The organism is Spiroplasma endosymbiont of Nomada rufipes (assembly GCF_964277355.1).
GTDB lineage: Bacteria > Bacillota_I > Bacilli_A > Mycoplasmatales > VBWQ01 > Spiroplasma_E.
In genome coordinates this window covers 687,019-701,375 of record NZ_OZ195517.1, presented here as the reverse complement: position 1 = coordinate 701,375, position 14,357 = coordinate 687,019, and the positions used below count along the sequence as shown (strand labels likewise).

General features: G+C 23.9%; 11 protein-coding genes. 2 read left to right on the top strand and 9 right to left on the bottom strand.

The genetic code is table 4. The annotated features are described in order from the left end of the window. Positions 1–123 precede the first annotated feature (123 nt). Both ACICQF_RS03815 and ACICQF_RS03810 read right to left on the bottom strand, forming a co-directional pair. The gene (locus ACICQF_RS03815; RefSeq protein WP_395472823.1) at positions 124–435 is read right to left on the bottom strand and encodes a single-stranded DNA-binding protein; all 312 of its coding nucleotides are present in this window, start codon (positions 433–435) and stop codon (positions 124–126) included. Positions 436–639: 204 nt separating this feature from the next. Beyond that, positions 640–1,269 carry a hypothetical protein gene (locus ACICQF_RS03810; protein ID WP_395472822.1) on the bottom strand — a complete coding sequence of 210 codons (630 nt, stop codon included), beginning with the start codon at positions 1,267–1,269 and terminating at the stop codon, positions 640–642. A 201-nt stretch (positions 1,270–1,470) separates the two neighbouring features. Here ACICQF_RS03810 and ACICQF_RS03805 point away from each other — a divergent pair, with 201 nt between their 5' ends. Further along, positions 1,471–2,382, top strand: a complete 912-nt coding sequence (locus ACICQF_RS03805; RefSeq protein ID WP_395472821.1) for a hypothetical protein — start codon at positions 1,471–1,473, stop codon at positions 2,380–2,382. Between the two features lie 184 nt (positions 2,383–2,566). Here ACICQF_RS03805 and aspS read toward each other — a convergent pair whose 3' ends face one another. From aspS to ACICQF_RS03775, 6 genes are all read right to left on the bottom strand, one after another. Beyond that, positions 2,567–4,309: an aspartate--tRNA ligase gene (gene aspS, locus ACICQF_RS03800; protein WP_395472820.1), complete on the bottom strand. Its 1,743-nt coding sequence runs from the start codon at positions 4,307–4,309 to the stop codon at positions 2,567–2,569. Beyond that, positions 4,293–5,585 carry a histidine--tRNA ligase gene (gene hisS, locus ACICQF_RS03795; RefSeq protein ID WP_395472819.1) on the bottom strand — a complete coding sequence of 431 codons (1,293 nt, stop codon included), beginning with the start codon at positions 5,583–5,585 and terminating at the stop codon, positions 4,293–4,295. Before hisS ends, aspS begins: the two co-directional genes overlap by 17 nt. Before the next feature lie 259 nt (positions 5,586–5,844). Beyond that, positions 5,845–8,097: a RelA/SpoT family protein gene (locus ACICQF_RS03790; RefSeq protein ID WP_395472818.1), complete on the bottom strand. Its 2,253-nt coding sequence runs from the start codon at positions 8,095–8,097 to the stop codon at positions 5,845–5,847. A gap of 13 nt (positions 8,098–8,110) precedes the next feature. Beyond that, the gene (locus ACICQF_RS03785; protein ID WP_395472817.1) at positions 8,111–8,632 is read right to left on the bottom strand and encodes an adenine phosphoribosyltransferase; all 522 of its coding nucleotides are present in this window, start codon (positions 8,630–8,632) and stop codon (positions 8,111–8,113) included. 9 nt (positions 8,633–8,641) lie between these two features. After that, positions 8,642–11,806: a protein translocase subunit SecDF gene (gene secDF, locus ACICQF_RS03780; RefSeq protein ID WP_395472816.1), complete on the bottom strand. Its 3,165-nt coding sequence runs from the start codon at positions 11,804–11,806 to the stop codon at positions 8,642–8,644. A 121-nt stretch (positions 11,807–11,927) separates the two neighbouring features. Continuing rightward, positions 11,928–12,428: a Holliday junction DNA helicase RuvB C-terminal domain-containing protein gene (locus ACICQF_RS03775; RefSeq protein ID WP_395472815.1), complete on the bottom strand. Its 501-nt coding sequence runs from the start codon at positions 12,426–12,428 to the stop codon at positions 11,928–11,930. A 147-nt stretch (positions 12,429–12,575) separates the two neighbouring features. On the opposite strand from ACICQF_RS03775, the gene ACICQF_RS03770 reads away from it, so the two are divergent. After that, positions 12,576–13,526: an IS30 family transposase gene (locus ACICQF_RS03770; protein WP_338979395.1), complete on the top strand. Its 951-nt coding sequence runs from the start codon at positions 12,576–12,578 to the stop codon at positions 13,524–13,526. 106 nt (positions 13,527–13,632) lie between these two features. On the opposite strand, the gene ACICQF_RS03765 is transcribed toward ACICQF_RS03770, so the two are convergent. Further along, positions 13,633–14,355, bottom strand: a complete 723-nt coding sequence (locus tag ACICQF_RS03765; RefSeq protein ID WP_395472814.1) for a YebC/PmpR family DNA-binding transcriptional regulator — start codon at positions 14,353–14,355, stop codon at positions 13,633–13,635. Positions 14,356–14,357: the final 2 nt, after the last annotated feature.

Sequence of the window (14,357 nt, the reverse complement as noted above, 5' to 3'; positions counted from 1 at the left end):
ACAAATTTATTTTACTATATATCGTTTTAATTTGAAAAAATATAAAGTGACTATAAACTTATTAGTAGTAAAAATAAAAATAGTCTTAATTACTCAATAATTAAGACCATTTTTTAATTACTTTTAAGTTAAATAAATAATACGATCAGCAATAATTTCTGTATAGTAAAAATCATTAGCTTTATTAGCAAATGTTTGAATTCTACCTTTAATACCAATAATTGCATTCTTTTTTAATAGTGTTTTTAATTCCTCTGTATTAGCTATTCAAGTTTTAATAGTGATAAAATCAATTTCAAATTGATTTTGACGATTTTTAAAAGGTCTTTCAACATCCATTATAAACTTGGTCCATTTTGTTGGAATTTGTTCTCTGGTTGGTATTATTTCTGGTTCATTCATTAATTTACCTACTAATACAACATTATTTATCATTTTAACACCCCCTCTTATTTGATAATTATAAATTTAGTTCATAAATAAAATATCAAATTATTTTATTTATGAATAAAAGAAAAAATAAATTAATTCAACAAACTTAAATATTAAAATAAGACTAGATAAAATAATTTATTAATTAACACAAAAAGAGCATTGTCAACTGCTCTTTTTGTAAAATATAATTGTGTTAATATAGTTTTAATCTAAAACTGGTAATGATCCAATTCTTGAATCTTTTAGTGCATTTACTTTCCCAAAATCTACTTGTAATCACACTCTCTGAACATTAACAAATCCAGTAATTTTATTACCATTTTTAGCAGCATCATAAAAAAATGTATAAACTTTTGTATTTAATAAACTAATTAAAGCTTCTCATTGCTTTTGTTTATATGGTGCAAATTCTAATTTAAAATCAGAGGCTAAACTTCCTTTTTTAACTCCCACATTGTTATAAAGTTTCAAATCAGGTAAAATTTTTCGAAATTCTTGACTAACATCTAAATCCTTATTGTCAGCTGTATTAATAATATAAGATTTTAAAATTTCATTATTTTTGATAATATCAATTTGACACGTACCTGCTTCTAATTCAAAACTATCTTCGGTGTATTTTTCTTTAATTTCTCCTGGAAAAGTATTTTTAATACTAACAGTTAAACTAACAATTTCAGCATATTCTTCATCTGAATAAACGCCAATTTCATCACCAGTTTTGAAACCTAAATCTTTTAAAAAGTGTGCTGCATTAGCATTTTCTGCCTTATATTTATGAGGTGGTGCACCTGTTCTTAACAATTTATTTTTAAAAAGATCATTAATTTTCATTAAGTGATCATCTGCAATAACCGAATATTTTTCACTATCAGATGTATTATCATAGTTTAATTTTTGTAAAATTAATTAACAATATTTTACATTTTTTTCTAAACCTACGATATTAAATAATAAAAAATCAAATTTTTGGTAAATCTTAATATTAAAAATTAATATTTATATTAATTTAAAGAAAGAGGTACTTATTAAAAAATGATAAATAATAAAAAGAAAATATTAGAAAAAGAAAGTCTAACTAATAATAAATATAAAACCAAAATTGAAAAATTAAATAAAAAACTACAAGAAACTCTTGATGATTTAAAAGAAATAAGTGATCTCTATGCAAAATCAGAAAGAGATGCATTAGATAAAAGAAAAATAATTACAAATCTTGCAAATAAAATTACAGAATTAGAAACACAGTTAATAGAAAATCAACAACAAGCAGAAATAAAAAATAATAATAAAAAAATTATAATTCCAAAAATAAATTTAATAATACCTGGTGAAATATGTTCTTTAGCAACTGATACAAAAGGTAATCTTTATCTTGGAACTAGAAATAGTTCTTGACATGGTGCTATTTATAAATGTTTAGCAGGAGAAACAAACTTTAAACCAATATTAGGAATATATGGTGAAATATGAACAATAGCTATTGATAAAAATGAAAATGTTTATATAGGTACTAGAGAAAGTAGTTTTAAAGGTAACGTTTATAAATATCAAAAAAATCAAAATACTTTTAAAAAAATGGATGGTATAAATAAATCTGTTTCTTCTTTAACTTTTGACAATGATGATAATATTTATGCAGGAGTTTGAACCGGTTCATATCAATCTCCTAGTAATGGTGAAGTTTACAAATGTTTAGCAGAAGAAACAAACTTTAAACCAATGTCTGGAATAAAAGAGGGAGTACTATCATTAGTTTTTAATAAAAATACAAATTTTTTATATGTTACTACATGAAACGGAGATGGAAAAACTAAAACTAATGATGGTTCACTTTATAAATGCTTACCACCAAATAATGTCTTTACTTTAGTTCAAAAAAATTTACCAGCTATATGACATCTAAAAACCAAAGATAGTGAACCATTTATTGAACTTGAATATTAACAAATATCAAAAAAAATATAATTGAAATTAATAATTATTAATTTAACATTATTGAAAAATTGATTTCAATTAAATTACATAATTAATCTCTAATGAAAAACAATTTAATTATTTTTCATTAGAGATTTTTAATATTTATATTTTCTAATTTTATTAAACTTCTAATCACTTTAAAATTAAAATTTTACTTCTTAAATTCCAAATTTAATATTGATAACTGATCAGATGAAATTTCACTAGGACTATTTGTTAATAAACAAATACCACGATTATTTTTAGGAAAAGCAATAGTATCACGAATTGATTCATTCTTAATTAAAATCATTAATAAACGATCAATGCCAAAAGCAATACCACCATGTGGAGGAACTCCGTAATTAAAAGCTGATAAGAAAAAACCAAATTTATTTTCAATTTCTGTTTTACTTAAATCTAATAATTCAAAAATCTTTTTTTGTAATTTATAATCATGAATTCTAATGCTCCCACCAGCAATTTCAAAACCATTTAAAACCAAATCATAAGCATCTGCAGTTAAAGTTCCTAAATCTTTATTTTTTATATCTAATAATTTTTCAGGATTTTTTGGACTTGTAAAAGGATGATGACAAGCTTGTCATTTATTTTCTTCCTGTTGAAACATTGGTCAATCAATAATTCAAATAAATTCAAAGTTTTCAATATTATTCATAAAATCTTTATGATTAATTCGTTTTGACAAATCATTAATATAAAAACTTCTAATAGCACCCATAACTTTATTAGCAACATCTTGTTGTTCATATACGAAAATTAAAAAATTATTATTATATTTTATTTTTGATATTTCTTCTGCTAAAACTAAATCATCAAACTTTACTTTAGAATTATTATGAATAATTTTTTTCTTAATTAAGTCATAAATTATTAATGTTTTTCCTCCATGCTGATTGCTAATTTCTGTTATTTTTTTTATAGTTGTTTCATTCATTTTATCATTAACTATAAAACCCTTATAAATAAATCCATCACTATTATTTTTAATATTAATATTTATTAACTTACATGTACAACGCAAATCAGGTTTATCACTACCATATAAATCCATTGCTTGATCATAGGTAATCGATGAAAATGTTGAGGGAATATTACCAATTTTTAAAGTATTAAAAAGACTTATTATCATATTTTCTACTATTAATTTAATTTCTTTACTAGTAGTAAATGCCATTTCTAAGTCTAATTGTTGAAATTCGGGTTGTCTATCAGCACGAAAATCTTCATCACGAAAACATTTAGCAATTTGATAATATTTGTCAATACCTGATATCATTAATAATTGCTTATAAATTTGTGGTGATTGTGGTAAAGCATAAAAATGTTTTTTTTGAATACGAGCAGGAACTAAAAAATCACGAGCACCTTCTGGTGTTGATTTTGTTAAGCAAGGAGTATCAATTTCTAAAAAATTATTTTGATTCAAAAATGTTCGTAAGCAACTAAGAACTTGGTGTTTAAATTTAATATTATAATTCATTGCTGGTCTTCTTAAATCTAAATAGCGATATTGTAAACGTAATTCTTCACTAGCAAGCGTATTATCATTTTTAATAACAAATGGTAAATTAATAGAATTGCTTAATATTTCAATATCTTTTGCTACTACTTCAATCATATCATTAGCAGTTTTTGCATCTTTATTTTTTCGTAAGACAACTGTTCCAATTACTTTTAAAACAGATTCAACTTTAACATTTTTTATTTCTTGATAATATCCGTTATCTGGTTTAAAAATGACTTGTGTTGTTCCATACATATCACGTAAATCAATAAAAATACCAAATTTATTAATACGAATATCTTTAACTCAACCACTAATAATAATTTCTTTTGTAATATCACCCTGCGTTAAATTACCACATGTATGAGTTCTAAAGAGTTTTTCCATATTCTTCATTCTCCTCTAATAATAGATTTTTAACCTTACTAAACAATTGCTGTTCAGTATCAAAAATTAATTTTATCATTTCTTTTTTAACAAAAGAATAAAAACTAACCTGATTTTTTTCTTTTAAAAATAGTATATTTTTGGCTAAACTACGATCAATAATCTGTGACTTATTTTTATCTTGATATAAATTATATTCCATATCAATATGATAATTTTCTTTACGTAATTGTAATAATAAATCGGAAGCTATTATTAATCCTAATTCGCTTAAAGCAATAATTTGTAAATCAATAATTGGTGGTTTATTAATATTTTTATTTTCTACCAATAATAACATTAATCTTTCAATACCAATTGCAAAACCAATAGCAGGTATTTTTAATGGTGAGCCCAATTCATTAAATAAATTATCATATCTACCACCACCAAGTAAAGTATTTTGACTTTCACCAATTCGTGAATCAATAGTAGTTATTTCAAAAATAATACCATTATAATAATCTAAACCACGAACTAAATGCTCATCAATAATAAAATTAACTTTATTATTTTTTAAACTATTAATAATGGTTGTAAAATATGTTTTTTCTTCATTAGTTAAAAAATCATTTAAATATGGTATTTCTAAATTTAATTTAGTACAAATTTTACAATCAAGAACTCTTAGTGGCGATACTTTAACTCTAATTTGACAATTTTCACACAATTGCTTACTTTGATTTAATAATTGTTCTTTAAGTGCTATTTGGTATTTATTTTTTGTTTCATTAGATCCAAAATAATTAATATTTAAAGTTAAATTTGGTATTGAAAAACTTTTTATCATTTCTAGGGCCATCATCATTACTTCAACATCAACTAAAGGATGTTTAACACAAACAGTTTCGATACCAAATTGATTAAATTGACGTTGACGCCCTTTTTGAGGTCTTTCATATCGAAACATTGAACCATAATAAAAATACTTTAACGTTTGCTTAGATTTATATAATTTATTTTCAATTATAGCACGAACAATACCCGCTGTTCCTTCAGGACGAAGAGCTAATAATCTATCATTTTTATCATTAAATTGATAAATTTCTTTCTGAATAATATCAGTTGTATCTCCCACGGCTCGTAAAAATAGTTGAGCATTTTCAAAAATAGGAGTAATAAATTCTTGATAATTATATTTAATTGCACACTGTGTTAAAGATTTAATAATATTACGATATATAATAACCTCTTCATTATACATATCACGTGTTCCTCTTGCTTTTTGAAATTGCATACTTTTTTTACTCCTTTTAATAAAAAATAAATCTTCTAAAAAAACGTTCCTTTATTTTAGGAACGTTTCTTAACGCGGTACCATCCTAATTCATTTACAAAGTAAATGCACTTAATTATAATTTATCATATTTAATTAATTAATAATACAAGCTATTTAATGTCATAAAATTAGTTAACCAATGTTTGCACCAACCACACTGTCTCTTAATGTTTACCCTAAATTTACTTTTAAATGCTGAAAATATTATACTAAAATATTACATAATTATTCTGTTTATTGCAATAATATCAGGAATTTTTTTAATTGATGAAATAATTTGATGTAAACGTTCAATATTAGAAACTTTAATTAAAATTTTTAAACTTCCATGATTTTCATTAAGCTTATTATTAGCATCAATACTTTGAATTTGTGCCTTTAAATAGCCCAAAATATTTAAAACATCAGTCATCAATGCTGGTCGATCTAAATATTGAATTTGAATTTTTGAATTATAAAGATGATGACTGGTTGCTAATAAATTTCACTTAGTATCAATAATACGTTCTTTACGCTCTGGCAAACTAACATTAGGACAAATTAAACGATGAACTTTAATACCTTGCCTTTTAGTAATATAACCCGCAATTGGTTCATCAGGGATAGGTAAGCAACAATGAGCCAATGATGTTTTAGTATTGGGGGCATTTTCAATAATAATTTCATTATTACTACTTAAATTCATTGTTGTTTGTTGTTTAGTTTTTAATTCTTGAAATGTTACTGAATCACTATATAAAATAGTAGTAACCGCCTGTTCAATTGTATAAGTTCCATTAGCAACATCTAAGCAAAAATCTTCATACGTTTTATATTTTAATGATCTAATTCTTGACATAATAACATTACGTTTTGCAATTTTTCAACGAATGTGATTTTCAATAATATATTCTTCTATTTTTTCCTTTGTTTTTTTTATTTTCTCTTTGTTTTCTGTATCTTTAATTTTATTTTCTTGATTAAATTTTTCTTGCTGATTATTTAAATATTTTTTTATTTTATGTTGAGCAAAATTGGTCTTAACAATATTTAATCAATCACGAGAAGGGCGTGCAGTTTTAGCAGTTTTAATTTCAACAATATCACCTGATTTTAAAACAGTATTAATAGGAGAATAAATACCATTTATTCTTGCACCTACTGTTGTTTCACCAATTTCAGTATGAACTTTAAAAGCAAAATCTAAAACAGTTGAACCAAATGGTAATGTTATAACATTACCATTTGGAGTTAATACATAAATTAAATCACTAAAAATATCTTGTCGAATTTCTTTTTCTAAATTATTATCTTTGGCAATATTATCTGCTAATATGTTTTCATCAACATTTGGATTTAAGTCATTTAAATTTAATATTTCTTGAAAAATATTTAATTTTTCATCAATTTCTGCTTGACGTTTCTTAGGATTTTTATTTTCCCCTTCTTTATATCTTCAATGCGAAGCTGCACCTGCTTCAGCAAAATCTTCCATTTCTTCAGTTCTAATTTGTAATTCATAAATTTCATTATCAAAAACAACAGATGTATGTAATGATTGATACATATTATTTTTTGGTGTTGCAATATAATCTTTAAATCTACCCGGAACAGGAGTAAAACTTTGATGAATATAACCCAAAATGGCATAACAACTATCAATAGAATTAGTAACAACTCTAATTGCTAAAATATCATGTATATCATCAAAATCTTTTCCAAAATAATACATTTTACGATAAATAGAATATAAGTGTTTACTACGACCATAAATTTTAAAAATTAAATTTTTATGTTGTGATAATGTTTTAGTTAATTCTTTAATAATTTCATTAACTAATTTTTCACGTTTTTCACGATCCAAATTAATAAGATTATCAATTTTTTTATACTCTTTAGGATGTAATACTGCAAAAGAACGATCTTCTAGTTCTGATTGTAATTTACGAATACCTAGACGATGAGCAATAGAAGCATAAACTTCTAAAGTTTCTTTAGCAATAATTATTTGTTTTTCGGGATTTAAAAAATTAATAGTTCTAATATTATGTAAACGATCTGCCATTTTAATAATAATGACACGAATATCATGAGCTAAACTTAAATATAATTTACGTAAATAATTAGCTTTAATTTCATTTCTTTTTTCTTTTGCAAAATGACTAACTTTAGTTACAGCTAAAACTAAATTAGCAACTTCCAAACCAAATTCTGCTACTAACTCATCAAAAGTTGTTGGTGTATCTTCTAAAATATCATGTAAAAATCCTGCTTGTATTGAAGAGACATCTAAATGTCATAATACTAAATTATATGTTGTGGATAAAACATGATAAACATAAGGATCACCATTCTTTCGATATTGATCTTTATGTTTTAATAATGCATATTCATAAGCTACTTTAATTTTTGTAATTTGCTTAGGATCTTTGATAAATGTTTTTGCTTCCGCTAATAATTGGTTAAAATCTTTACAAGTTAAATTATTCATTATTTACTACTTATTAAAACTGAATTATTTCTAACAGCGGAATATTATCAAAATGATGTTTATTAGCAAATTCAGAAAGCGAAATTAAAGTAGTAATGCCAACTGATTGAGCATTACTTTGTTTTATTAAATTAAGACAAGCATTAATTGTTCCCGAAGTTGCAATCAAATCATCAATTATTACTACTTTATCTTTTGTTGAAAGTACATTTTGCTGCATTTCTAATATAGCAGTACCGTACTCTAAATCATAAGTTACTTTATAGGTTTTACCTGGTAATTTACCTTTTTTGCGTGCAAGAACTAATTTGATACCCAACTTATATGCTATAGCAGCACCAAAAATAAATCCTCTTGCTTCAGGTGCTAAAATTGCTGTTGCTCCACATTTTTTAATAAAATCTACAAAAATATTAACAACACTTTGAAATGCTTCTGGATTACTTAATATTGGGTTAATATCTTTAAATTGGATACCTTTAATTGGAAAATCAGGAATATTAATAATAATTTTTTTTAATGATTCTTTTGTCATTGCAACCACCTATTCATTAATACCTTTAATAACATATTCATCTGCACCAATGAAATGTTTTTTAATTTTATTAATACGTTTTTTATATCTATAAACTCTTCATTTCTCAAAATAAATTCAAATAAAAGGAGCAATAAAGTAAGATGATACTAAACTTACTATACAACCTATTAATAATGATAAACTAACTATTCAGAAACTAGGAATAATAAACATAACAATTACTGATGTTATTAATACTACACCATTAATAACTAATGTTCTTGGTAAAGCCTTTTGAACACTTTTATTTGAAATTTCAATTATTTCTTCTGTGCTAATAACTTGTGTTTGATTATTATTAATCTTAATTTCACGAATATTATCAAAAATTGACATAATACTAATTATTGTTAAAATCATTACTCCCAATAATATTCCAACAATTGAAGTAGAAATTACAATTTGGAAAATACTAATAATAGCAAGTGTCATTAGTAAACTAAAAATAATAGCTAAAATTAAAGGAATAACATAAGTTAATTGAAATCTAATAATAATATAAATTAAAATAACAATAAAAGATAAAGTAATTGAAATAATCATATTAACTAATAAATCTACACCTGACTTAGCAACAACTAGATCAATTTCTCCTCATTGTAAAATAGATTCTTGTTTTCAATTTCTAGTAATCTCCCCTAAAAAATTCTTAAACCTTTGCTGCATACTTTGAGAATTTACTGTTGTTTGAACAATAATTTTAAACTGATATGGTTTTCCTTCACCACCAGCAATTAAGGAAAAATTAATATTTTTAAAATATTTACTAAATTGACTATTATTTTGAATTTCTTTACTAATAAAATCTTTTGCTAATTCTGCTTCTTTAATAATATTGTAACTAGGATCACTTGGATATTGAGTAATTGTACCAATTCCAACAAAATCAGTTCGTTGATCAAAACCAGAACCAAAATTTGAACCAATTACACCATAAGTAATACCTGAAGCAAGAACAATAACAGCAGAGCCTGAAAGAATTCATTTTGTTAATTTATGAAAATAATTTCAGTTAATTATTTTAAGTTTTGAAAAAACATTTTTAAAATTAATAACTAATATTTTTTTGTCTTTTGCTTTAACTATTTGAATTTTTAACGGTTTTAATGCATTAATTAATTCTTGTTTCAGTTTATTAATTTCTTGTGAAAGATTTAATTTTAAATCTTTTACTTTTGACTTATAAACTGATCTTGATTTACTATGTTCTTTTTTTAATTGCTGTTTATCAACTTTAAATTTTTTAATTAATTCTTTAACTTTATTTTTATAACTAATTTGAATCTGACATTTTTCTGAAATTAATTGTTTTTTTATTTTTTTATCACTACTTTTAATATTATTGGTATCTATTGAATTATTTAAAACTATAGTGCTTTTTCTACTAATATTATTAGTTCCTAAAAGTTGAGATTTATTTTCTAACCAGTTATTCCGTAATAATGTTCATAACATTAATCTTAATAAGATAATTCCAAAAATAATTACACCAAAAGTAGCAATAGAAGTCATAATAATAAAACCTTTGATAGCACGAGTTCCAAATCAGAAAATAGTTAAATTAACAATTAAAATAATAGCGCTACAATCTAATGAAGAAGATAATGTTTTCTTATTTGCTGATTTAAAAGCACTAATCAAAGTTTTACCTTGCATATATTCATTTTTAAAACGTTCCAACAAATTAATAATCGTATCTAATAATAGTGCAAAACCAATAATTAAAGCAATTACGCTTTCAGGAGCAATTATGCCATTAATGAAAACAGAACTAACAATAGTAAATAATAAAAATAATGATATTATAATTAGAACAATAACTCCTAACATACGATAATAAAACAGAACAATAGTCATAAGAACAAAGGTAACTAATATAATAATAACAACTGCAATTTTTAAAGATGTTGCACCTAGCGTTGGACTAACATTAGCATAAGATAACATAGTAAAATTATTTTTTGACAATCCTGATATTAAAACACTTTTCATTTGTTCAACTGTTTCAAGATTAAAAGTATCTGAATTAATTGAAATACTATTGTTAGTTACTTTAACTTCACCAACTCAATATGGAATATAACGATAATCAATAACATCTTCATGTAAAATATCTGAAACATCTGGTAAACGTAATAAATCTTTAATATAAGGCAATCATGCATTCATAGGTGAACCAACAATAGGAGAAGCAAAAGGATCAAAGCGATTAGCAGGATCATATGTATTTTTTTCATCATTAGTATCAACAGAAAGACTATGAACTGAACCTAAATTATCAGAATAAATTCAATTAATACCAAATTGACCATTTTGATTAGGATTTAATAGTCGTGCTAAAGTAGGGTCTTGTGCTTTAGCTCTAGCTAAAATATCAGTACCTTTACCAAGACCTGGTGTATTATTATCTAATAATGATGTTAATGATGCTTTAATCTTACCATCAGTATCATTTTTAAGATTATCAATTATAAAAGCAAGGGAGCGAATACCCTCCATACTACTTCGAATATAATCTAATAACTGACCAATATCTGAATAAATATAAAATGTATTTTCTTTGGCAGAAGTAATTTCTTTTAAACCTGAATCATTTTTAACATCAAAAACAAGTTCTGGGCGATGAGTAACAGAATTATTAACAGCTTTAATAGCAGAAAAAACATCACTAGTTAATAATCTTTTATCTCTTTTTGTTCAAGTAGTAGCTTTGTCATCTTTCTTTTCGGTTGCTAATAAGTCATTACCATCTTTATCAACAATATAAGAATAACCACGTCGTGATACACTGTGAACAAAAGTAGAAATATCAACTCCCGCATCTTTACTCAACGCTAAATTATACTTATGATTATTGCTAGTAATGCTTTCAATATAAACGTTACTAGTACCTAAAGGGTCAACTCTGTCTTTTAATAAATTAATAACATCTTTTTGTTTACCTTTACCCTCATATTGAACTTGTGTTTGATAACCACCAGCAAACTCAATACTTAATTTACTATTATTTTCAACATATTTAGCACTAAACACTACTGAAATTATTATTGCAGAAACAATAATTATTAAACTAAAAATCCTTAAAAAAAATCCAAGATTTTTAGTTTTTCTTGTCCTAGAAGAAGTGTTCATATTTCTTCACTCCTAAATCATTTTATTTGTATAAACATAGATTGTATATTATTTAAGCACTATATAAGAATACCAACATTCGTTATAAATAACAATTGTTTTACAGTAATATCAAAAATAATTATTTTCTAAATAAAATTATATTATTATTAATATACTCTTTACCAATAATTGTTATTTTACGACCCTTAGTTGTCTTAGTAATTAAACCACAATGAATAAGTCAAGATTCATAATGAATTTCAAGATTTTTTCTTTCTTCATTCAAAAGTTGACAAATAGTTTCAATACTCAAACTTTTATCTAAATTTACATTATTAAAAAATGTTAAATATGCCAATTGTAAACTATTTAAACCTAAAGGATAAATTTGCAAAAAAAATAAAATTTGCAAAATATTAGTTTCATTTAAATCTACATTCATAACAACACAATAATTATACAATTGTTTAATGATGTTAATAATGAGTCGCGGAATATTACGACAATGATTAGCAATAATATTTATTATATTATTTTCTAATTTTCAATTTAAACTTAAAGAAACTTGTGAAATAATACTTTTAATATCCTGATAATTATAATCAGATAATTGTAAAATATTAGGAATACGACTTATCAACGCTTTAGTTAAGATTCCTACTTTATTAGTAGCACCAATAAATGCTGAATTATACTTGTAAATGCAAGTAAATAAAATTGCAAAAAATTCTCATATAAAAATTTCATAATGCTAAATTTAGTTTAGAAAAAAGTAAGGAGTTTTTATATGAGTTATAAACATCTTGGCATAGATGAAAGGATTTATATTGAGAATCAATTGAAATTTAAATTTAAAATTAGTGAAATAGCTAAAAATCTTAATCGAAGTATTAGTACTATTATTCGAGAAATTAATAGAAATAAAGATAATAATCATTATTTTTCATTAATTGCACAAAATAAAGCTGAAAATCGAAAACAATCACATATTAGTTTTCATAAGTTTAAAAATAAGAATTTAGTAAAATATGTACAACAAAAATTACTATTAGGTTGATCACCTGAACAAATTTATGGCAGAATTAAAAATTTTCATAAAGAGTGAGTTATTAGTTTTAAAACAATTTATACTTGAATTTATTTTGGAATGCTTGATAAAGTTACTAGTAAAAATTTAAGAAGAAAAGGTAAAAAACGAAAATCTAAAGAAAATCGTGGCAAGTTTAATGGTAAATCAATTAAAGAACGAGATATAAATGTTAATGATCGTATAACACTTGGTCATTGAGAAGGAGATACTATAGTATCATCACGAGGTAAAAGCAAATCATGTTTAATAACTTTAGTTGAAAGAGTATCACGATTTACTTTAGCAATATTAGTTAAAAACAGAACTACTAAAGTTATTAATAAAAATGTCAGTTATTATTTATCAATTCTTCCTAAAAACATTGTTAAAACTATTACTTTTGATCGTGGCAAAGAATTTTCAAATTGACAACAACTTGAAAAAAATTTAGATGTAAAAATTTATTTTGCCAATCCATATTCACCTTGACAAAGAGGTACTAATGAAAATACTAATGGTTTAATTAGAGAAAAATTTCCTAAAAAATTTATTTTTTCAAAAACTAATAAAAATGAAGTTCATAAATTTATATTGTCTTTAAATCAAAGACCGAGAAAAATATTAAATTATCTTTCACCAATCGAATATTTGGATAGAAAAATAATTTAGTTGCACTTACCTTTACAATTTAGCAATACCTAAAATATTCATCCATGACTTATTCCTCCTTTTCTATTCTTACTATTAATTAGATGAAAAAGAAAAATAAACCTTTTTATTTTTTAAAATTATGTTCAATTGAAAGCACATCATCATCATTTTCAATTGTTTCTAACAATATATCAATTAATTTAATTTGTTGTTGATCAGTAATGGTAATCAATTCATGGGGAATATTAACAATTTCATTAGTAATAAAATCATTAATATTATTTTTTTCTAATAAATTAGTTACAGCATTTAACTGTTTAGGATTAACTTCAATATCAATGATATCTTCATTTTTTTCAATATTAAAAATTTCAAAATCAATTATTAACTCCAAAATTTCTTCAACTGATAATAAACTTGAAAATTGAATTACCCCCGTTGTTTGAAATAAATATTGAACAGAATTAGTAGCAGCTAAATGACCACCCAATTTATTAAAATAACTTCGAATATTACTTGCAGTTCGATTTTTATTATCAGTTAAACAATGAATAATTATGACAATATTACTTGGTCCATATCCTTCATAAGTGACTGCTTCATAATTAGTTGTTTCATTTTTATTACTAGCTTTATTAATAGCACGATTAATATTATCCTTTGGCATATTTATACGTAGTGCTTTTTCTAACATTAATTTCAATCGCGGATTATTTTCAACATTTGCACCACCTAATTTAACAGCAACATAAATTTCTCTTGATAATTTTTGAAAAATTTTACCACGTTTGTTATCTTGGGCATCTTTAAGATGTTTAATATTTGCATATTGTGAATGTCCAGCCATAT